Genomic DNA, 20441 nt, shown 5'->3' on the forward strand with positions numbered 1-20441 from the left:
CGGAACATCACTGGGCCTTCATTTTTTCATCGATCTTCTTGTCGACGTCCTTGCGCACCTGATCAATGCTGAAGCTCGCAGGCCGTTGGCTAGGTGGGTAATCAACGAAGGTCTGGAGGAACTTGGCCGCCTTCTGCGTGGCCTGGAACACCAGGTAGTCGTTCTTGGTCAGCCAGTCGTAGTACTGGTCGGAAACGATATCGGCTCGCTCGTAAGGGTCCTGACGCAGGTCGAACAGCTTCGGTACACGCAGGCAGGTGAACGGCTCGCTCCATACCTGCAGACCACCGGGTGCACGCTGTTCGCAGTAAACCACCTTGAGGTCCTTGAAGCGCATGCCGACCAGCTCGGCATCGTCGTTGAAGTAGTAGAACTCGTCACGCGGGCCCTTGTCGGCCTTGCCGGTCAGATAGTCCAGCTGGTTGAAGCCGTCCAGGTGCACCTCGAAGTTCTTGCCGCCCACGTCAGCGCCTTTGAGCAGCCGCTCCTTGATGTCCGTGTCCCCGGCTACCGCCAGCAGCGTCGGGAACCAGTCCAGCCCCGAGAACATCTGCGTGCTGACCGAGTCGGCCTTGATCTTGCCGGGCCAGCGGACCATCGCCGGCACCCGGTAGGCACCTTCCCAGTTGGAGTTCTTCTCGTTGCGGAACGGTGTGGTCGCGGCATCCGGCCAGGACCACTGGTTCGGCCCGTTGTCAGTGGTGTAGACGACAATGGTGTTGTCGGCGATCTTCAGGTCATCGAGGGTCTTGAGCAGCTTGCCGACATCGCCGTCATGCTCGAGCATGCCGTCGGCGTATTCATTGTCGATCATGCCGGCCTGCCCGCGCATGGATTCACGCACATGGGTAAAGGCATGCATGCGCGTGGTGTTCATCCAGACGAAGAACGGTTTGTCGGCCTTGGCCTGTTTCTCGATGAAGTTGATGGCCGCCTGGGTGGTCTCGTCGTCGATGGTTTCCATGCGCTTCTTGGTGAGCGCACCGGTGTCCTCGACCTTGCCGTCGGCACTGGCCTTGATCACCCCCCGCGGCGAAGTGGCCTTGGTGAACTCGGTGTCATCCTTGGGCCAGCGCGGACGCTCCGGTTCCTCTTCGGCATTGAGGTGATAGAGGTTGCCAAAGAACTCGTCGAAACCATGATTGGTGGGCAGGTACTCGTCACGGTCGCCCAGGTGGTTCTTGCCGAATTGCCCGGTGGCATAGCCATGGGCCTTGAGCGCCTGGGCGATGGTCACGTCACGCGCTTGCAGGCCCACCGGCACGCCCGGCATGCCGACTTTGGAAAGACCAGTACGCAGGGTCGCCTGCCCCGTTATGAACGTGGAGCGCCCAGCCGTGCAACTGTTTTCGGCATAGTAATCGGTGAACATCATGCCTTCCTTGGCAATCCGATCGATATTGGGGGTCTGATAGCCGACCACGCCTTTGCCATAAGCACTGATGTTGGTCTGGCCGATGTCGTCGCCAAAGATCACCAGGATGTTCGGCTTGTCTGCAGCACTGGCCAAGCCGGCTCCCCAGGTTGCCGACGTCGCGACAACGACCGCCGTCAACCATCTTCTACTGGACTTCATGATTACGTCCTCCGTATCACGCTAGTGTCGTAAGCCAACGACTACGTGCACGCATGAGGCCGACAGCTGACCGGCTCCTGAGCGCCTGCGGCTCTGTGCTGGTGTGGTCACTCCCTGTCATCGGGGTAGACCCGGCGCCACTCCTTCGCCATGTCCACCACCGTCCAACCTTGCTCGTGCGCCTCGGTCAGCGCCTTGTCCAGGCGCCCGACGTTGCTTTGCCGGTCGTATGCCCATTCCCGCTGGCCATCGGTGTGGTGCACCAGGCCGGCAAAACGCCTGCCCTGCCCGGCCATGGTCCACTGCAGCATCTGCAGGTCGCCGTCGGAGTTGCCGAACGCCAGGACCGGCCGCCGGCCTATCGCCGCTTCGATACTGACCGGCTTGCCAGGCCCATCGTCGTTGTGCAGCAGCGTGGGTAGCCGCTGGATGGTGATCTTGCCGCCCTCGTTGCGGTACTCGGCGCCCAGGGTGGTGCCGATCACCTGTTCCGGGGGGATGCCATAGACCCTTTCGGCAAACGCGCGCATGAAGGCCACCTCGCCACCCGAGACGATGTAGGTCTTGAAGCCGTTGCCGCGCAGGTAGTCGAGCAGTTCCAGCATCGGCTGGTAGACCATGCGGGTGTACAACCTGCCGGTTTTCGGGTGCCGGGCCTCGGCCAGCCAGGCCTGGCTGCGGGCCATGAAGGTCTCGGTGCTGATGCCACCGTGGGTGGCGGCAATGAGCTTGATCACGCCATCCATGCCCTGCTCGGCCAAGGCCTTCTGATCGTTTTCCAGCACGGCCTTGAAAGGTTGCTGGGTCTTCCATTCAGGGTGCTCAGGCGCCAGGCGCCTGACTTCATCGAGGGAGAACAACACTTCGAAATACAGCGGCTGCTCGCTCCACAAGGTGCCGTCGTTGTCGAACACTGCGATGCGTTGTGCTGGCTCGATGTAGTCTTTGCTGCCTTGGGTGGTCACCGCAGTGACGAAGGCTTCGATGCTCTTGCGCGACGGCCCGTCACGCCATGACCGCAAGGCATCCGCCGCCGTGGCCAATACCGGCAGCAGCAGTAACAGGTACAGCAACGCACGTAAGGTACCGACTTGCTGACGCATGAGACCGTCCTTCCCAGAGGGCGTGGGGCCTGCTTGGCGCAAATCACGGGTTGAGTGGTTTGAGGCCGTGCCGCTTGCCATCAAGCTGCGCATTTTGGTTGGCTGGTTGTTGGCTGGCCAGCGTGAACGCGGGTTGGCCTGCTTCCGGTGAAGCGCTGTAGCGGGCCCTGAAACAGGCTAGCAAATGGTTCCGCTTCACGCCGGGTATTTGTCCTTCGACGGTCGCCAGGGTGTACTGGCCGCTGCTGCGGCGCGCCCACAGGTACAGGGCGTCCAGGCGGGCGGGCGACTGGGCGCATTGCTGGCGGGCAAGCTTCCAGGCATAGGCCGGTGAGTCCAGCCACGCCTGCTGACGCCGTGCCCGCCAGGCCCGAAGCTGACGCCACGCCCGCATGCCCGGCGCGCGGCCCGTCCAGGCCAGCACCGCGAAGGCCAGCAGGCACGCGGCCAGCAGCAGGCCTTGGCTACCCACTCGTAACCTCGCCTGATGGCCCATGGCGCGCAGGTCATCACTGATGGAGAACGGTGCCTGATAACTGACGGCGCTGGCCTGCAGGGTCACTTCCGGCACCTGCACCTGGCGGACCTCGCCGGTGGTCGCATCGCGCCATGAATATTCGATGGCCGGTAATGTGTACTGGCCGGGGCTGGTGATGACATAGCTCGCGCTATCGTCCCGCTGCCCGCCAAGGATACCGCCACGCCCATCACTCAGCGGCTTGACCGCGGGCGGCTGAAGATAGCGCTTGAACCCTTGGACCTCTTCCAGCTCCGGCGGATGCAGGAGCATGGCTTGCGCCCCAGGCGCCTCGATGTGCAAGCGGCGGGTAATGCTGTCACCCACCCGCAACGGCGTATGCGATTGCTCGACCTGCTGGGTGAAGCTGAGCGACTGTGCAACCGGTTGCGCACTGCCCGCCTCGCCCGCCTGACCTTTTACCTCGAACGCCAACGGCTGACTGGTCAGCGTGACAGGGACACTGGCCGGCCCGGGTGTTACCTGGAACGCCAGCGTCGGGATCTGAAAGCGCTGCACGGCCTGCGGGGTGATCTGATAGGTGTAGCGCAAACCGAAGAACGGCTTGCCGTCAATCTGCCGGTTGAGGTGCTGCGCCTCGCCCGCCGGTGGCTGGACCACCGCGCCGGGCAGGTCCAGCACCGGCAGCACCGGTGCATCGGTGAACCAGGTGTCCACCAGCAGGTCGATCTCCAGGCTGACGGTAGCTCCCAGCATGATCGGCGTATCCGGTACCAGGCGCTGATCCACCCGCACCTCGGGGTCGGCCGCCAGTACCAGCGTAGGCAGGCAAGCCAGTAACCAGGCGCACAGACGCTTCATTGAATACCCTCCTCGACCGGCCTGCGCACGGCTTGCTGAAGCTGGAACTTGCGCTTTAGGAACTGCCCTGGCGAGGTGTTCAGGTTGTCCAGCCACAGCTGATCGGAGGCTGCCATGGCGGTCTTCTGCTGTTGCGCCTTGCCGCCTTCGACGGGGGTCTGGTCTTCAACCACCTTGTCAGGCTTCACCTCGGGGTTCACTTGCTGCTGGTCTTCGTAATCCTTTTGCAGTGCCTGGGCCAGGGCCAGGTTGGCACTGGCTTCAGGGAACGCGGGTTGCAGGGCCAGCGCCTGGCGGTAGGCAGCGATGGCTTGCGGGAACTTGAACAGCCTGACGTAGCTGTTGCCCTGGTAGAACCAGGCGTTGGCCCTGTTCAACGGAGCGAGGGCCGCCAGCGCAGCCTTGTAGTCGGAGGCCTGATAGGCTGCCACACCCTTCCAGTAAGGGTCCTTGAAGTGCTCGGCGGCCTGTGGGTAATGCCCCTGTTCGAAGGCCCACCGCCCCTGCTGGTCCGGAGTGAAGAACAGATCGGCCAAGGCGCCCGCACGGGCCGACTCGGGCAGGCCCGCCAGGCTGCTGGCAAACAGCAGCATGACCAGCCAGTTCACTCGCCAGCCGCGCCGCACGCACACCACCGCCAGCAATGCCAGCGGCCAGCACAGCCAGTAGCCGGCATCTTTCCAATGCAAGGTTTCGCCATCGCCCTTGGCGGCCTGGAAGTGTTGCTGGGCATGCAGCTCGACCCAGTCCAGGTCGTCGTTATCCAGAGTCAGGCTGCCCAGCGGGGCGTCAGTGGCCTCGGCCAGGCCTTTCAGGCCCTGGGCATCGAAGCTGCCTTGCACGGAGCGGCCTTCGGGATCGAGCCTGGGCATGCCCTTGGCATCGCGCAGCACCCCGGTATCCCGGCTACCGACCGCCAGCATCAGCACCTGCAGGTCACTTGCCGCCAGGCGTTTAGCCAGCGCATCGAACTGGCTGGCATCGGCGCCGTCAGTCAGCAACAGCAAGGTGCCCGGGCTGTTTTCGGCTTCCAGCAGTTTCTCGGCGATGTCCACCACGCCGAGCACATCCTTGCCGGGCTGGGCAATCAGGTCGGTGCTCAGGGCCTGAATGAAGGTGTCGAGTAGCGCCGGGTCGTCGGTGGCGGGCAGCACGAGGTGCGCACTGCCGGCAAAGGCGATGAGCGCGGTACGGGCACCGGCACGGCGTTGCACCAGGTCGTGCAGGGTGTGGCGGGCAGCGGCGAGGCGGCTGGGTGGCATGTCGTCGGCATCCATCGACGGCGACAGGTCCACGGCCAGGATCAGCGGGGCGCGGTTGTCGAGAAAGTCCGGAATGTCCTGGGTCCAGGTCGGCCCGGCCGCGGCCAGCCCGCCGGTCACCAGCAGCGCGCCCAGCAGGTGGACCGGCCGCAGACGCTGAGTCTCCCGGGGCCGAATGACCAGATGCTCGACCAGGTGCGGGGCGATGATGCCGGTCAGTTGCCGCCTGACGTCGTGCCGGCGTACCCAGAGCAGCGGCAGCAACACGCCTGGCAGCAGCGTCAGCAACCACCACGGGCGCAGGAAGTGCAAGGCCGTCAGGTCAATGTCCATGCTCAGGCCCCCGTCGCCAAGGCGCGCCGTGCGCCCAGCCAGGCCAGCGCCTGGGCCACCAGCAACAGCAGCAAGGCGGCGCCCAGCGGCCAGTAGAACAGGTCGCGTCGCGGTTGGTGGCTCAGGGTAGTGACCTTGTGCGGGGTCAAGCGGTCGAGGGTGTCATACACGCCTTGCAGGCTGCTGCTGTCATCGGCGCGGAAGAACCGTCCACCGGTGGTGCGGGCGATCATCTGCAGCGTCTGCAGGTCGACCTTGTTCTCGCCACTGGCCTGCGGGTCGCCGATGCCGATGGCATGGACCACGATGCCATGGGCGCGGGCCAGCCGGGCCGCATGCTCGGGGGTGATGGCGCTGCCGGTATCGTTGCCATCGGTCAGCAGGATCAGCACTTTCTCCTGCTCCTTGGCCGGTTGCAGCAGCTTGATGGTCAGGCCGATGGCATCGCCAAGGGCGGTGTTGGGCCCGGCCATGCCAACGCCTGCCTCGTCCAGCAGCAACAGCAGGCTGGTATGGTCGAGGGTCAACGGCGCTTGTGGGTAGGCGCCCGTGCCGAACAGGATCAGGCCGATGCGGTCATCCCCACGGCGCTTGATGAAGTCGCGCACCACCGCCTTGACGGCGCTGAGACGGTCGCTGCGTTGGCCGTCGCCCGTGGTGTAGTCGTTGGCGCGCATGGATTGCGAAATATCGATGGCCAGCATCAGGTCACGGGTCGGCTGCTGGTGACGGATCGGCTGCTCGACCAGCACCGGCCGAGCACAGGCCGCTACCAGCAGCACAAACACCAGCAGGTTCAGTGGCAGTTGCCAGCCGGCGCTCAGCCCTCCGCCAGGGGTCGGGCGTTTGCCCAGAGCATGGCTCATGGTACCGAAAAACGGCACGCGCAACGCACTGCGGCCTTCCTGGTAGGGCTTGAGCCAGTGATACGCGGCCCAGGCCAGCGGCAGCAGCACAAAGGCCCAGGGCAGGTCAAAGCGCCACATGGTGGGTCTCTATCCAGGCGCGGCTGGTGCTGAACAATGAAAGCCGCGTCGATTCGTCGAGCGCGTGCAGCTGGGCGTCCGGCGCATAGGCCAGTTGTTGCAGGGCGATACTGAACCCTTGCGGCAGCGCTTGTCGGGCATGCGCTGCCATGAATTGCTCCCAGGCATCGCCGCCGAGGCCCGCCACCGCAGGCGTACCGGGCATCGACAGGGCCACTCGCTTGAGCAGTTCGGGCAGTTCGCGCAAGGCCGCCAGGCGTTGTTCGGCGGGCGCCGCCGCCAGTTGATCGAGGCGTATCAGCGCTTCACGACGGTACAGGTCACGGCGCCAGCGCCACCAACGCCGGGCAGCCCAGGCCGAGAGCACGGCGAGCAGCAACACCAGCAACAGCGCCCAGGCCCAGGTCTGCGGCCAATAGCCGAACGGCGGTGTACCGGGCACCAGCTCGCGAAGCTGGTCGATCGCGGGCTGCGCGGGCGTGGTCATCTCGCCCCCTGGGCCAGGCGGCCCAGTTCCCGACGCAGTTGCGCCACGCAGTCTTCGCCGCTGCTGATCATCATCAAGGGCACCTGGCTGCGGCGCAGCAGTTCAGCCACATCGCGCAGGCGCCCGGAAAGGAACTCGCCCAATGGCCTGCTGACCTGGCGTCGCCCCACTTCCAGCTCGACCTGCAAGGCACCCTGGGTGATGACCAGGCGGCCTTTGTCTGGCACGTTGAGAGCAATCGGGTCGTAGACCTGGATGGCAATCACATCGTTGTGCTGCTGCAACTGGCGCAGCAACTGCAACGTTTGCGGGCTGACCCCGGCAAAATCACTGATGATGCACACCAGATGGTCGTGACCCGCTACGGCCGCGCAGGTGCGCAGGGCCTGATCGAGCTGATTGTCGCCTTCCCGGTCCTCGCCCTGTGCCGACAGGCCCTGGTTGGCCTTCGCCAGTTCCGCGCACAGGGCCTGCACCCGGGCACGACTGCGCAGCGGCCGCAGCTGGACGATGGCCTCACTGCCCAGCACCAGGCCACCCACGCGGTCACCGGCGTGGAACGCCATCCAGGCACACAGCGCACCCAGCTGTGCAGCGGTCACCGACTTGAAATAGCGCTGCGAACCGAAGTACATGCTCATGCGCTGGTCGACCAGCAGCAGCGTTGGCCGGTCGCGCTCTTCGTTGAAGGTGCGCACGAACGCCTTGCCGTAGCGCAGCGAAGCGCGCCAGTCGAGGTGACGCAGGTCATCGCCAGGCATGTAACGGCGCAGCTCGTCGAAGCTCAGCCCACGGCCACGCATGCGCGACGCGTGGTTGCCGGAAAGAATGCTTGCCAGGGGCTGCCGGGCGAGGAAGCTCAGGCCGCGGGCGCGGGGTTCCAGCGCCATCAGCTCGGCGAGCGAGGTGTAGACGAAGCCATCGGCGGTCACGGGTTGATTGGCCATGGGCAGCCCCTCAGGTCGCAATGGCGACGTTGTCCAGCAGCCGGTCGAGCACCTGGTCGGCCGCCACCCCGTCGCTGATGGCGTCGTAGGACAACTGCAGGCGGTGGCGCAACACCGGGTGCACGATGGCCCGGACGTTGTCCGGCGAGACGAAATCCTGGCCATTGAACCAGGCGTGGGCACGCGCCACACGGTCCAGGCTGATCCCGCCGCGAGGGCTGGCGCCGATATGAATCCAGCGCGCCAGGTCGGCGTCGTAGTCCGCGGGGTGGCGGGTGGCATTGACCAGGTCGACCAGATAGCGATCGATGGCAGGCGCCACGTGCACCAGGGCCACCTCGCGCCGTGCGGCGAAGATGATGTCCTGGGGCAGGCGCGCCGGTTCAGGGGCGCTACCCGCCTGTTGGTCTTCGCCGCGCACCAGGCGCAGCACCTGGGCTTCGTCCTCGGGGTGCGGGTAGTCCAGCTGCAGCTTCATGAGGAAGCGATCCATCTGCGCCTCGGGCAGCGGGTAGGTCCCCTCCTGTTCTATGGGGTTCTGGGTCGCCAGCACCATGAACAGGCCAGGCATCGGGTAGCTCCGCCCGGCCACGGTGATCTGGCGCTCCTCCATCGCCTCCAGCAAGGCCGCCTGGACCTTGGCCGGCGCGCGGTTGATCTCGTCGGCCAGGATCACGTTGCCGAACAGCGGCCCCGGTTGAAACTTGATGCTGTTGCCTTCCGGGGTCTGCTGCAGAATTTCGCCGCCGGTGATGTCCGAGGGCAGCAGGTCGGGGGTGAACTGGATGCGCCGCATCTGCGCGTCGAGGTGGGTGGACAGCGCCTTGACCGTGCGCGTCTTGGCCAGCCCCGGCAGGCTTTCGAGCAGCACGTGCCCGTTGGCCAGCAACGCCAGGACGATGTGGCGAATGGTGTCGGCCTGGCCAAGCACGCTTTCGGCGACCGACGCCTCGAGGCCCTGCACTTGCTGGAGAGTGTTCACCCTTGCGCCTCCTGTGCATTGCGTTTGAGTGTTAACTCTAGTCGTAATGAGTATTGTTGCCCGCCGACGCTTATTGGCCGTTGCGCCAATAAGGTTCGATCGCCTGCAGGCGCGGGTCGTCCGGCGCCACCTCGCGCATGTGCCGGACATAGCCGAACGCTTGCTGGCGTTCGCCGGCCAGGGCGTGCAGGTAGATCAGCGAGTACAGCAGGTCGGGGTCGTCCGGCGACTGCTGCAGGCCGCTGCGCAACGCCTCCAGCGCTTCAGGGCGGCGCTCCATGCGCGACAGCAGCAAGCCCTGGTTGTAGCGGATGCGCGGGTTGCCGGGCAGCGCCTGGGCGGCTTGTTCAATCCAGCCCAGTGCCTCTTCGGCCTTGCCCCGCTCGACCAGCAACAGGGCAAGCATGTAAGCCAGGTTGCCGCGGTCGGCCACGGGCGTCTTATCCAGCGCCACGCCGTCGCGCAGCAACCCTTCGGCTTCGTCCAGGCGCTGCGCACCGCTGGCCAGGGTCACCAGGTTGACCCGGGCCGGGGTGAAGTAAGGGTCCATGTGCAGTGCCTGGCGGTATTGCTCCATGGCCTGTTCGTCATGCCCCTGGCGTGACAGCAGCACCGCCAGGTTCAGACGCCCGCCCGGGAGGTCGGCATTGCCCCGCAGGCGCTGTTCGTAGTCCGCGGCCAGGGCCTTGAACAGCGCCTGGCTGGCCTGCGGCAATTGCGTTGGCGCAATATCGGCCATGGCCCGTACGGCTTCATCCCTGACCGCGAGGCTGGGGTCTTCGAGCAAAGGCAGCAGCGTTTTCAGGCGCTGTTCGGGCGGCACACTGCTGAACCCCGATACGGCATAGGCCCGGATCAACGGGTCCGGGTCCTGCAGGGCCCAGCGCAGGTTGCTGCTGGCCGCCGGGCCAAGGTCGGCCAGCTGGTCGGCTGCAGTGGCGCGCACGATCGCCGGGTTGGCCTTGTCGGCAAGCAGATAGCCCAGGCGGCTGAGGGTCGTGGAAGGGTCTGCCTGCACGGCATGGAAGGCCTGCCCGTAATGCTGGGGACGCTTGGGTGCGCCGAACCATTGTTCGATGGCCGCCGCTGCCCAGGCCGGCTTCTGGTCCTGGTGACAGGCCGTGCAGGCATCCGGGCTGTCGGTCTGCCCGGCCAGGTCAGGGCGTGGAATGCGCAGGCTGTGATCGCGGCGCGGGTCGACCACCATGTAGGTCTTGGTCGGCATGTGACAGTTCGCGCACTGGGCACCGGGCGAGCCCGCCGCGTGATGGTGGTGCGCCGGGCTGTCATAGTCCTTGGCCTGCAGACCGGCGAAACGCGCCGTGTTGGGCTGGGGGTTGTGGCATTGCTGGCACAGGCCGTTGCCTTCGATCCGCACCTTGGTGGTGTGCGGGTTGTGGCAATCGGTACAGGTGACGCCGGCAGCGTACATCTTGCTCTGAATGAACGAGCCGAACTCATATACCTCACCGTCTATCTGCCCGTCGGCATGGTACAGGCCGGCGCGCAGCGTAGCCGGCAGGCTCTGGTCGAGTTGCGGATGGCCAGGCAACTGGCCGGTACCGAGCCCCTGGCGACGGCTGTGGCAATACGCGCACTGCTCGACCACGCCCTTGCTGCCCAGGGCCTTGTAGTCCACCGCCAGGCCTTTGTTCGCCTGGCTGCCGGCGGGTTTCGCGGTGGCCCAGTCGACATGCGTCTGGCCTGGGCCATGGCAGCTCTGGCAACCGACTGCCTGCTCCTTCCAGGTGCTGGCGAAGCTGTCCTGCTTGTCGTCGTATTGTTTCAGCAAACGGGTGGAATGGCAGTCGGCGCACATGGCGTTCCAGTTCTGGTAGCGACCGGTCCAATGCAAGGGGTCGCCGGGTATGAAGCGCTGGCCCGGATACAGCGAGAACCAGCGCTGCCCGCCCTGCCCCTCAGGGCGGCTGTCCCAGGCGATGGTCAGCGCTTGCAGGCGCCCGCGTGACAGCGCCACCAGGTACTGCTGCAGCGGTTGATGGCCAAAGGTGTAGAGGATGCGAAAGTCGGCCGGCTTGCCGTCCTCACCCTCGATGTTGACGAAGTAGCCACCGTCCTTGCGGTAGAAATGCGCCTTGACCCCCGCCTCGTCGAAGCGGGTGTCGTCGAAGTTGCCCAGGACATTTTCGGCATTGGCGTCACGCAGCGCCCAGCCGTGGTCGGAGTGCTGCCATTGCCCGGACTGCTCGGCATGGCAGCCCAGGCAGGTCTGCTGGGGTGCATAGCCCTCGCCGGTGGTGGCGGCCGGCAACCGCCCCACCTCGTCGGCTGCCCTGGCAATGCCGTTGCTGCACAGGGTCAGGGCCAGCAACGCCACCAGCACGAAGTTGATCATCGCTGGCTGTCCGCGGGTGGCGACGCCGGGGCGCTGTACCAGCTCTCCCTGGGCACGACCTTGTCCTGCTCAGGGTCGCCCAGATAGTGAGGCGACATGATCTGCACGCCATACTCGTTGAACACGTCCTGGATATTGGCATGCAGCAGTGTCAGCAGCTCGGCCCGTGGGCGAGGCTCGCTCGGCACGGCCTGGGCCACCAGGCGATACTCGGGGTAGAAGTCCGACAAGGCAGTCTGGAATACCTGGGGCCGGGGGGGTGTGCAGGACCCCGTCCGTGCGCTTCGCTGCCTCCAGCAGCATCGCCTCGACCTGACGCCAGGGTGTGTCGTAGCCGATGGTGACCGTGGTATCGACCACGTACCCCTGCCCTTGCACCACACGTGAATAGTTCTTGGTCACCGCCCCGGTGATCATCGAGTTGGGCAACGTCAGCACCTCGCCCAGGCCGGTGCGAATGCTGGTGGTGAACATGCCAAGCTCGGTGACCGTGCCTTCATGCTCGCCAATGCGCACGTATTCGCCGGGCCGCAGGGTGCGCGTGTAGGTCAGGATCAGCCCGGCGGCGGCCTGGCCGACCACACTGGTCGCGCCGAGGGAAATCATCAGGCCGATCAGTACCGAAAGCCCCTTGAACGCATCGGTGCCGGCACCGGGCAGATAGGGGTAGGCCATGGCCACGGCGAACAGCCAGATGGCCAGGGCCGTCAGCCGGGTGGTCGGTTGCAGGGTTTCCTGGGTCAGCCAGCTGATCGTGCCGGGCCGCGCCAGGCGCTCGAGCAGACGCTTGCTGAAGGCACTGATGCCACGGGCGATGAAGAAGATCAGTAAGGCGATCAGCAGCCCGGGCACCGCATCGACGATAGCGGTCAGCACATGGCGCAACAAACCCAGCAGGTACAGGTTCAGGCTCTCGCCCCACGGCCGCGTATACGGGAACCGTTGCAGAACGAAGCTGAGCCATTCATAGGTCAGCAGCAGGATCAAGGTCCAGCGCAACAACACCAGCAGGCGCCGCAACAAGGGGTACAGGTTGCTCGAGTCGACCAGCTGGGTACGCCCGATGCGCAACGCGCTGGTGTGTTTGCGCACCCGCTGAGGCAACCACGACAGTGCCTTGCCGTGCAGCCACAGGCAGAGCCTGACCAGCGTCAGGTAGATCAAGGTCGCAGCGCCGCTCAAGCCGACCGCGACCAGCAGGAAGCGCAGGCTATGTGCCTGGCGGGCTTCTTCCACGACCTGGCTCAAGCGCTGGGCAGCCTGCTCGGCGCCCTGGCGAGCATCCAGGTCGGCGCCAGTCAGGTCCCTGGGCGAGACGATGAACGCCCGGCGATCACCCAGCAGCACCATGTAACTGTCCTGAATCGGGTCCACGCTGACCTGGCCCGCGAAGCCGTCGTCGAGCTGTTCATTGATGACCGCTTCGGCGCGCCGGACACGGGCAGCCGGCACTTCACCCAGCAGCGTGGCATGAAAGACGATGATCGAACGGTTGGCGATTTTCAGCTCGGCAGGCTCGGCGCTTGCCGCCGCCACCTCCTCGGCTGCCTGACTGCTGCCGCACAACAGTATTGTTGCCAATGCCAGGCACGCTGCCAGGCCGGCAAGCATCCGCCTAGCCATGAGCGCGCACTCCGAAAGTGGGCATAGGCAGCATCGGCCATCTCCTGGCAAGCGTGGGTACCAGCAGCGTAGTACACCGTCTGTGGCAAGCAAACGATGTACCCGGGGCGCTATCTGGCTTTTCCGCCTGTCCCTCCTGTTCCTCCGTTACAGCCGGAACAGATACGCAACCCTGAAAGATGACCCGACATGGGGTGCAGCAAACCCGAACATGGGTGCCATGGCCTGGCGCGCAGATACATGACGGTGGCCACTGCATCCACCACCAGCACGGCTATGGCGACCAGCAACATCAAGCAATGGTCTACAGGGAACATGGCCGGACTACCCGCTTTGTGGAGTTTTCCAGCTCGAAGCAATTCCTGTTCCAACGCTCGGGCAATCGCCACACCCGGCACCTCAAGCGGACAGCGTGATGCCTTGTTGCTCAAGGTATCGGCCCAACACGGCAGTGTCCCCCTCAGGGTCCGCCAGGGCGACATAGGTATCAGGCCGCAACAGATAAGTGGCATTTCTGGCAATGCCGGCCTTCTCGTACGCAGGCTGCCAAGGGAAAACCTGCAGTGCGATGCCGTGCGCCGCGCACCATCGGGCCAGGTCCGCCTTGGCTTCGCCGTACACATGCACGTGCCACGCAATGGCTGTCAGTGATGCGTAGTTGTCCGCAGTGGCGCCAGGCAACCAAGGCAGACGATCACCGCCCTGAATGTCACCTGCCTTGCCCTGGCTCAGCGGGCTGTCGCGGTAATCGAGGGTGGTCTGCGACACCACGCGGAACAGGTACTCACGGACACGCTCGCGCTTGTAGGCAACGCTGGCGATGAGCGGCGCAATGCGCGTGCGCACGAAATCAGCCAACCCGCCTTGCGCGGTCACCAACGTGAACAGCCTGTCGGTTGTTTCCACCAGCTTGCGGGCAAATGCCTGGCGTTCGAGCGGGTAGCTGTCGAGCAGCGTATCGGGCGCGTTGCCTTTGATCACCGCGGCCAACTTCCAGGCCAGGTTGTTCGCGTCCAGAATACCGGTGTTCATGCCCTGCCCGCCTGCCGGGCTGTGGACATGCGCAGCATCGCCAAGCAGAAACGCTCTGCCACGGCGAAAATGATCCGTGACACGGTGGTGAACGCGATAGGCGGAAAACCAGTTCACCTCGGTAATCTTCAGGTTCAAACCGTTGATGGCGTCATGCCCGACGTCGGCAAACGTCAGGTGCTCAGGATGCTCCGCACGCTCGTCTCGCACGGTGCCGATCAGACGGTACTGATCCTTTTCGCCGTAGCACAGCAGCAGCACAAAGTCGGATTTATCAAACGCGATGTGTGCCTCACCCGCAGGTTCGATGCCCGTTACCCTGACATCCGCTACATAGAAAAGCTGCTTATAGGTACCGCCCTCGAAACCACTGCCGAGCGCATGACGAACGAGCGAATGGGCACCATCACACCCCGCCAGGTATGCCGCAGTGCACGCCCCTTCCTGCCCATCAGCCTGCTTCAGGGTGGCCGTGACATGGCTTTGCCCCTCTTCGAAGGACAGCAGTTCGGTTTGCCATTCGACGTTCACGCCCAGCGCATGGAGCTGCTGCTCCAGCAAGCGCTCATGACGGTCCTGGGGATAGATCAACACGAAGGGGTAGGCAGAAATCGCTGCGCCGGCATCCTTCAAGGGGATGCGCGCTCTGCGGCGGCCACGGGCCCACAGGTTCATGGCCGGTGTCTTGTAGCCGGCATCGATCACCGCCTCGGCCAGGTCGAGCTGGCGATAGAGCTCCAGTGTCCGGGCCTGCACAGCCATGGCGCGCGACGCTTCGCCCGGGCCGCTGCTCTTGTCGATGATCCTTGTAGCGACGCCCTGCCGGGTCAGCCAAAGCGCCAGCGTCAGCCCGGTCGGGCCGGCACCGACAATGAGAACGTCGGTTTGCGCCATGATCCCACCTCGCAAACTAAAGGTTGTTCGAGGCCAGCACGCCTTGAATCTCGGCGACCACCTGCCGCGTCGCGTCTTCGACCGTTCCCTCATTGCGGCACAGCACCCAGCCATGGTCGGCAACTGCACGCTCGAACGCCTCGGTGCAGGCGATCTGCTCATCCAGCCGCTGGATCACCGTGCTGCCCAGCCCCCGCGTACGGGCCGCCGCCCTCGCCCACGAGGTATCAGGCGAGGTGACCACCCCGACATGCAGGTCCGGCACTTGCACGTTGCGCTCGCGGTTCATGCGCAGAATCTCGGCGAACGGGACTGCCCGGCGAAACGCGGCATCGGAGGGGTACCAGCGATCGATCAGGATGATGCTGTTCGCAGGTTGCCGAGGCAGCACGTTGCGGGTAATCCACGCACGGCTATCGGCCAGGCGCGCACAGACCTGCAACTCCAGCTCCCGACAGGGGTTTCTCACCAGCGTGTTGACGAGCGCCATGGTCTCGCCCCTGAAGGGGTCGCTTTTCTTCTCGCACAGCCGGACCACCTTCCTGTTGTCTGCCCTCAGGGCTTGGGTGACAGCCTCCAGCAAGGTGGTCTTGCCGGTGCCCTTCGGGCCATCGAGTGCGATGAATAGTGGACGATTCATTTTTCAGTACTGACGGGAAGCGGATCTGGATATCGAGATGACCATGATGCACCGAAAGATGGCCTTGGTCTTGGTTATCAGCTTGGTGGTGTTCGCCTTTAGGTTTTCGGCGCCTGTGAGATCGAGCGCCGCCCACGCGGCGCTCGGTCTCCCAGACGATGCAAGACTAACGGCGAACAGCTGGAGTACATTTGTACTCCACTCCGTAAACAACCATCTTGCCGCTCAGATCTGCGCCTGCCCACCGTCCACAAACAGTTCGGCCCCGTTGACAAAGCTGGCATCGTCGCTGGCCAGGAATACCGCCGCATTGGCGATCTCGACCGGCTCGCCTACCCGCCCCAGCGGCACCTGCGCCGCCAGGTAATCCAGCAGGCCCTGCTGTTGCCCGGCATCCGGCCCGGCGAGTTCGACCAGCCCGGGTGTACGCGTCGCGCCTGGGCTGAGCGTATTGACCCTGACTGCGCGATCCTTCAGGTCCAGGATCCAGCTACGGGCCAAGGCCCGTACGGCAGCCTTGGACGCCGAGTACACACTGAACGCTGCAGTACCGGAACTACCGGCCGTAGAGCCCGTGAGAATGACCGATGCGTTACGCGCAAGCAGCGGCAGCGCCTTTTGCACGGTGAACAGCACCCCTTTCACGTTACGGTCGAAGGTATCGTCATAGTGGGCCTCGGTAATCTCGCCCAGGGGCAGCATGGAACCGCCGCCAGCGTTGGCGAACAGCACATCCAGGCGCCCCTGTTCCTGACCGATGCGGGCATAGAGTTCATCCAGCTGTTCCAGCCGGGTGGAGTCGACCGCAATGCCGGTGGCATTGCCAACCAGCGCCACCGCCTTGTCCAGCTCCGCCTGACGGCGCCCGGTGATGTAGACATGGGCACCCTCCTCGGCAAAGCGTTTTGCCGTGGCCAGGCCAATGCCGGTGGTGCCGCCAGTGACCAAAGCGATCTTGCCTTCGAGTTTCTTGCTCATGGTGTTTCTCCCGTTGAGGTGGTGAGTTGCTGTGGGGAGAAGCGTATCGACTGGCAGATCATTTCAAAATAGAATCATTTGAAAGTCATCATTACAGAAATGAAATGCCAAGAATTCCGGATTTCGAAGGCCTGGCGATGTTTGCCAAAGTGGCCGAAGAAGGCTCTTACGCTGCCGCCTCACGCGCCATCGGCGTTTCGGTACCCACGGTATCGCGTGCGGTAGCGCGACTTGAAGAACGACTGGGTGCGCGCCTGTTCAACCGTACCTCGCGCCAGCTCTCACTGACGGAGTTCGGCCAGCGCATGGTCGAACAAGCCAGCGCGCTGTATCGCCAGGCCGAGGAAATGGAAAGCGAGGCCCAGGAGCTGTCGGTGCAACCGCGCGGGCTGGTGCGCCTGGCCGTGCCGATGTCCTTCGGCTTGCGCTGGGTCGCGCCGCTGCTGCCCGAGTTGCTGGCGCAATACCCAGGGCTTGAACTCGACCTGCATCTGTCCGACTCGACCGTCGACCTGGTCGCCGAGGGTTTCGACGCCGCCTTGCGCATCGCCGCCCTGCCCGACTCGTCACTGGTGGCGCGGCGTATCTGTGCAGTCAGCCAGTACCTGGTGGCGGCGCCGTCCTACCTTGCCCGCCATGGCCACCCCACGCACCCGCGCGAGCTGGCCGGCCACGCCTGCATGAGTTACGCCTATCGCGCCCGCAGCCAAGTCTGGCGCTTCAGCCACGCCGACGGCAGCGAGCACGACGTGACGCCCCGCGGCCCGCTGCGGGTGACCAACTCGGATGCCCTGATCGCCCCCTTGCTGGCGGGCATGGCGATTGCCGAACTCCCGGAATTCATCGCCGCCGAGTACCTGGCCGACGGCCGCCTGGAGCAGCTGCTGCCCGAATGGCGGATGACCCAGGGCGGCCTGTACTTCGTGACCCCGTCCGCACGCACCCGGCCGCGCAAGGTCCAGGCACTGGCCGACTTTTTCGTCGAACGGTTGTCGAACCCGCAGTGGCAATTGCCGCCGTCCGGGTAGCGTCCGGGGTTTCTGCTGTACTGTACGTCACGCGTTCCCCTCTTCTTTTCCAGGCATGGGCCCAATGACCTTTGACCCCCAAGTAAACCTGACCAACTGTGATCGCGAGCCGATCCAGGTTCCAGGCAGCATTCAACCCCACGGCTGCTTGCTCGCCTGCGACGCGACAGCGACGGTCGTGCTGCGCCATTCGCGGAACCTGCCGCAGATGCTTGGCGTAACGGGCGCAATCAATGGTCAGAAGCTGCATGAAGTACTGGGCGATGAAGTGGCCCACACCTTGCGCAATTCGCTTGCCCGCACCCGCGAAGGCACGCGGCCATCGCAGACCTTCAACGTGCAGTTGCCGTCAGGCCGGGCATTCGATGTCTCGGCCCATGTGTTCAAAGGCTCCGCGATCATCGAGTTCGAGCCCGCCGGCGCCAGCATTGCCGAGCCCATAGAACTGGCGCGCACGCTGATCGCCCAGCTGCGCGAAGTCGACCAGACCCACAAGCTGTTCCGCGACGCCGCCCGTTTCGTGCGGGCAGTGCTCGGGTATGACCGGGTGATGATCTACCAGCTGGGTACCGACGGCGCCGGCAAAGTTGTGGCGGAAGCCAAGCGTGGAGACCTCGAAAGCTTCCTTGGCCAGTACTTCCCGGCCTCCGACATCCCCCAGCAGGCCCGCGCCCTGTATCTGCGCAACCCGATCCGGATCATCTCCGACGCCTCGTTCAGGACAGTCGCCATCGACCCGATACTGGACCCGTCCGGCGAGCCCCTGGACCTCTCCTACGCGCACCTGCGCAGCGTTTCGCCGATCCACTGCGAATACCTGACCAACATGGGCGTGGGTGCCTCGATGTCGATCTCGGTGATCGTCAATGGCGCACTCTGGGGGCTGATCGCCTGCCACCATTACGCGCCGCGCACCCTGGCCATGGGGCAACGGGTGGCGGCGGAAATGTTCGGCGAGTTCTTCTCGCTGCACATCGAGACGCTGCGTACCCGGCAGAACCTCGAAGCGGCCGTAAACGTCCACAAGGCACTGGACGCGCTGCTGCGCGATGCCAACCATGCGCCCGACATCGAGGCGTTCTTCCATTCGCGCCTGGGCCAATTCCAGTCGCTGATCCCGTGCGACGGCATCGGCATGTCGATGCAGGGGCGCTGGAGTTCGACTGGCCTGACGCCCCCAAAGGCCGCCATTGCCGACTTGCTGGGCCTGGCCCAGGCGGTCAGCGAAGGCAAGACCTGGGCGTCCAACCGGCTGTCCATGGTGCACCCCGTGGCCCAGCAGTACTTCACGGAAGTCTCCGGCGTGCTGATCATCCCCATGTCGCAGCAACCCAGGGATTACCTCATGCTGTTCCGCAAGGAGGTGGTCGAGACGCTCGACTGGGCCGGCGACCCGAACAAGACCTATGAGAGCGGCGCACTGGGCGACCGCTTGACGCCGCGCAAGAGCTTCGCGATCTGGAAAGAAACAGTGCACCAGCAGTCACTGCCCTGGAGCGAGCAGGACCGGCAGTTTGGCGAGGCCATTCGCACGGCCATCGTCGAAGTGGCCTTGCACAACAGCGAGCTGCTGGCCAACGAACGCTCGAAGGCAGAAGTCCGCCAGCGCATTCTCAATGAAGAGCTCAATCACCGGGTCAAGAACATTCTTTCGCTGATCGGCGCGCTGGTGGCCCACCCGACGTCCGAGAGCCAGACCCTCAAGGACTACGTGGCGACACTCAAAGGCCGCATCCACGCGCTGTCCCTGGCCCACGACCAAGTCGTGCGCGGTGACGGCGGCGGGCGCCTGGCCACGTTGCTCGAAGCCGAGCTGTCGCCCTATCGGACATCGGCCGAAGCCATCGAGCTGAGCGGGCCCAATGTGATCCTCGACGCCCGCGCCTATTCGGTGATGGCCCTGGTGTTGCACGAACTGGCGACCAACGCGGCCAAGTACGGCGCGCTGTCCAGGGCTGGCGGCAGGCTCTGTATCAGCTGGGCGCTGGACGCAGGCAATGCCTGCGACATCACCTGGCGCGAGAGCAACGGCCCGATAGTTCGCCCGCCGAGCCGCAGTGGTTTCGGTACGGTGCTGATCGACCGCAGCATACCGTTCGACCTGGGCGGTACCAGCCGTGTCGAATACCTGCCCGAGGGGCTTCAGGGCTTTTTCCGAATCCCGGCCAGGCACCTCTCGGTGGCCGCCGAGCCCGAAGCCCTGCGCCCAGCCACACCACTGGCGCAACCCGGCACGGTGCTGGCTGCGCGCACGGATGCCTGTGTGCTGATTCTGGAGGATCAATTGGTCATTGCCGTGGGCCTGGAGCAGATACTCAACGATGCCCGGATCACCGATGTGATCACCGCCGGTTCCGTGGATGAAGCGATGAGGCTACTGGCCAACCGGGCACCGGATGCCGCCATTCTGGACATCAACCTGGGCACCGGCACATCGATCTGCGTTGCCGATGAACTGGTGCGGCGCGGCATTCCCTTCCTGTTTGCCACCGGCTATGGCGACGGTGTCAGCATTGCGCAGCATCTGCAGCAGGTGGCGGTGATACGCAAGCCCTACGATGCCAATGCCATTCTGGCCAGCCTGCAGAAGCTGCTGGAGCCCTGATCACTGGGCGCTGGCGTCCGCTTCGTGCTCGTCGGCAAAGGCCATGAACATCGGCAGGTCGAGTACATCCAGCCTGATCTGCGCGATAAAGGCCGAGAACGCCAGCGCGCGCAGCGCGACACGGCGCAGGCGGTTGATGTCCATGCTGCCGGTGAACAACTCGGCCAGCGTGGCAATGCCCTCCTGGGTCTGGGTGGTGCGCGGCGCGCCACTGGCTGAGGAACACCTGCTCGATGCCATCCGGCCAGGCCAGGGCATCGAGCACGCGGA

Annotated in this window: 14 protein-coding genes and 2 pseudogenes; 2 read left to right on the plus strand and 14 right to left on the minus strand. The window is 64.8% G+C overall.

All coding sequences use genetic code 11. The features are described from left to right. Nucleotides 1–7: 7 nt before the first annotated feature. The 13 genes and pseudogenes from ACIPZ8_RS27250 to ACIPZ8_RS27310 form a co-directional block, all read right to left on the minus strand. Entirely contained in the window at nt 8–1576 is a 1569-nt protein-coding gene (locus tag ACIPZ8_RS27250) for an arylsulfatase (RefSeq protein WP_400730068.1), read from the minus strand. Nucleotides 1577–1683: 107 nt separating this feature from the next. Beyond that, nucleotides 1684–2679: an HAD family hydrolase gene (locus ACIPZ8_RS27255; RefSeq protein ID WP_400730070.1), complete on the minus strand. Its 996-nt coding sequence runs from the start codon at nt 2677–2679 to the stop codon at nt 1684–1686. A gap of 43 nt (nt 2680–2722) precedes the next feature. Beyond that, the gene (locus ACIPZ8_RS27260; RefSeq protein WP_400730073.1) at nt 2723–4018 is read right to left on the minus strand and encodes a hypothetical protein; all 1296 of its coding nucleotides are present in this window, start codon (nt 4016–4018) and stop codon (nt 2723–2725) included. Then, nucleotides 4015–5613 carry a VWA domain-containing protein gene (locus ACIPZ8_RS27265; RefSeq protein ID WP_400730075.1) on the minus strand — a complete coding sequence of 533 codons (1599 nt, stop codon included), beginning with the start codon at nt 5611–5613 and terminating at the stop codon, nt 4015–4017. Before ACIPZ8_RS27265 ends, ACIPZ8_RS27260 begins: the two co-directional genes overlap by 4 nt. A gap of 2 nt (nt 5614–5615) precedes the next feature. Next, complete coding sequence (locus tag ACIPZ8_RS27270) at nt 5616–6599, minus strand: VWA domain-containing protein (protein WP_400730077.1); 984 nt, start codon at nt 6597–6599, stop codon at nt 5616–5618. Beyond that, nucleotides 6586–7086, minus strand: coding sequence for a DUF4381 domain-containing protein (locus ACIPZ8_RS27275; protein WP_400730080.1), 501 nt, complete (start codon nt 7084–7086; stop codon nt 6586–6588). The genes ACIPZ8_RS27270 and ACIPZ8_RS27275 overlap by 14 nt, the downstream gene beginning before the upstream one ends. Further along, complete coding sequence (locus ACIPZ8_RS27280) at nt 7083–8033, minus strand: DUF58 domain-containing protein (RefSeq protein ID WP_400730083.1); 951 nt, start codon at nt 8031–8033, stop codon at nt 7083–7085. The genes ACIPZ8_RS27275 and ACIPZ8_RS27280 overlap by 4 nt, the downstream gene beginning before the upstream one ends. Nucleotides 8034–8043: 10 nt before the next feature. Next, nucleotides 8044–9015 carry an AAA family ATPase gene (locus ACIPZ8_RS27285; RefSeq protein WP_400730085.1) on the minus strand — a complete coding sequence of 324 codons (972 nt, stop codon included), beginning with the start codon at nt 9013–9015 and terminating at the stop codon, nt 8044–8046. 70 nt (nt 9016–9085) lie between these two features. Next, complete coding sequence (locus ACIPZ8_RS27290) at nt 9086–11371, minus strand: HEAT repeat domain-containing protein (protein WP_400730088.1); 2286 nt, start codon at nt 11369–11371, stop codon at nt 9086–9088. Further along, nucleotides 11368–12994: pseudogene (locus ACIPZ8_RS27295) on the minus strand (mechanosensitive ion channel family protein). Before ACIPZ8_RS27295 ends, ACIPZ8_RS27290 begins: the two are co-directional and overlap by 4 nt. A gap of 399 nt (nt 12995–13393) precedes the next feature. Continuing rightward, complete coding sequence (locus ACIPZ8_RS27300; RefSeq protein ID WP_400730091.1) at nt 13394–14920, minus strand: FAD-dependent monooxygenase; 1527 nt, start codon at nt 14918–14920, stop codon at nt 13394–13396. A gap of 16 nt (nt 14921–14936) precedes the next feature. Continuing rightward, nucleotides 14937–15560, minus strand: a complete 624-nt coding sequence (locus ACIPZ8_RS27305) for a dTMP kinase (RefSeq protein ID WP_400730093.1) — start codon at nt 15558–15560, stop codon at nt 14937–14939. Nucleotides 15561–15785: 225 nt separating this feature from the next. Continuing rightward, a complete protein-coding gene (locus ACIPZ8_RS27310; RefSeq protein ID WP_294331843.1) occupies nt 15786–16538 on the minus strand; it encodes an SDR family NAD(P)-dependent oxidoreductase in 753 nt (250 codons plus the stop codon). A 104-nt stretch (nt 16539–16642) separates the two neighbouring features. Between ACIPZ8_RS27310 and ACIPZ8_RS27315 the strand changes: the two genes are divergently transcribed. Both ACIPZ8_RS27315 and ACIPZ8_RS27320 read left to right on the plus strand, forming a co-directional pair. After that, nucleotides 16643–17566, plus strand: a complete 924-nt coding sequence (locus ACIPZ8_RS27315) for a LysR substrate-binding domain-containing protein (RefSeq protein ID WP_400730096.1) — start codon at nt 16643–16645, stop codon at nt 17564–17566. Between the two features lie 64 nt (nt 17567–17630). Next, complete coding sequence (locus ACIPZ8_RS27320; RefSeq protein WP_400730098.1) at nt 17631–20171, plus strand: HWE histidine kinase domain-containing protein; 2541 nt, start codon at nt 17631–17633, stop codon at nt 20169–20171. A 99-nt stretch (nt 20172–20270) separates the two neighbouring features. On the opposite strand, the pseudogene ACIPZ8_RS27325 reads toward ACIPZ8_RS27320, so the two are convergent. After that, nucleotides 20271–20381: pseudogene (locus tag ACIPZ8_RS27325) on the minus strand (tyrosine/phenylalanine carboxypeptidase domain-containing protein); the annotation flags it as partial. Nucleotides 20382–20441: the final 60 nt, after the last annotated feature.

Origin of the sequence: Pseudomonas sp. NPDC089422 (assembly GCF_044749405.1) — a bacterium.
Taxonomy (GTDB): domain Bacteria; phylum Pseudomonadota; class Gammaproteobacteria; order Pseudomonadales; family Pseudomonadaceae; genus Aquipseudomonas.

Bases quoted from the DNA above. Each gene is read 5' to 3' on its own strand.
- ACIPZ8_RS27320 (WP_400730098.1), top strand. From the start codon at position 17,631: ATGACCTTTGACCCCCAAGTAAACCTGACCAACTGTGATCGCGAGCCG.
- ACIPZ8_RS27265 (WP_400730075.1), bottom strand. From the start codon at position 5,613: ATGGACATTGACCTGACGGCCTTGCACTTCCTGCGCCCGTGGTGGTTG.
- ACIPZ8_RS27315 (WP_400730096.1), top strand. From the start codon at position 16,643: ATGCCAAGAATTCCGGATTTCGAAGGCCTGGCGATGTTTGCCAAAGTG.
- ACIPZ8_RS27250 (WP_400730068.1), bottom strand. From the start codon at position 1,576: ATGAAGTCCAGTAGAAGATGGTTGACGGCGGTCGTTGTCGCGACGTCG.
- ACIPZ8_RS27290 (WP_400730088.1), bottom strand. From the start codon at position 11,371: ATGATCAACTTCGTGCTGGTGGCGTTGCTGGCCCTGACCCTGTGCAGC.
- ACIPZ8_RS27305 (WP_400730093.1), bottom strand. From the start codon at position 15,560: ATGAATCGTCCACTATTCATCGCACTCGATGGCCCGAAGGGCACCGGC.
- ACIPZ8_RS27310 (WP_294331843.1), bottom strand. From the start codon at position 16,538: ATGAGCAAGAAACTCGAAGGCAAGATCGCTTTGGTCACTGGCGGCACC.
- ACIPZ8_RS27260 (WP_400730073.1), bottom strand. From the start codon at position 4,018: ATGAAGCGTCTGTGCGCCTGGTTACTGGCTTGCCTGCCTACGCTGGTA.
- ACIPZ8_RS27275 (WP_400730080.1), bottom strand. From the start codon at position 7,086: ATGACCACGCCCGCGCAGCCCGCGATCGACCAGCTTCGCGAGCTGGTG.
- ACIPZ8_RS27270 (WP_400730077.1), bottom strand. From the start codon at position 6,599: ATGTGGCGCTTTGACCTGCCCTGGGCCTTTGTGCTGCTGCCGCTGGCC.
- ACIPZ8_RS27300 (WP_400730091.1), bottom strand. From the start codon at position 14,920: ATGGCGCAAACCGACGTTCTCATTGTCGGTGCCGGCCCGACCGGGCTG.
- ACIPZ8_RS27255 (WP_400730070.1), bottom strand. From the start codon at position 2,679: ATGCGTCAGCAAGTCGGTACCTTACGTGCGTTGCTGTACCTGTTACTG.
- ACIPZ8_RS27280 (WP_400730083.1), bottom strand. From the start codon at position 8,033: ATGGCCAATCAACCCGTGACCGCCGATGGCTTCGTCTACACCTCGCTC.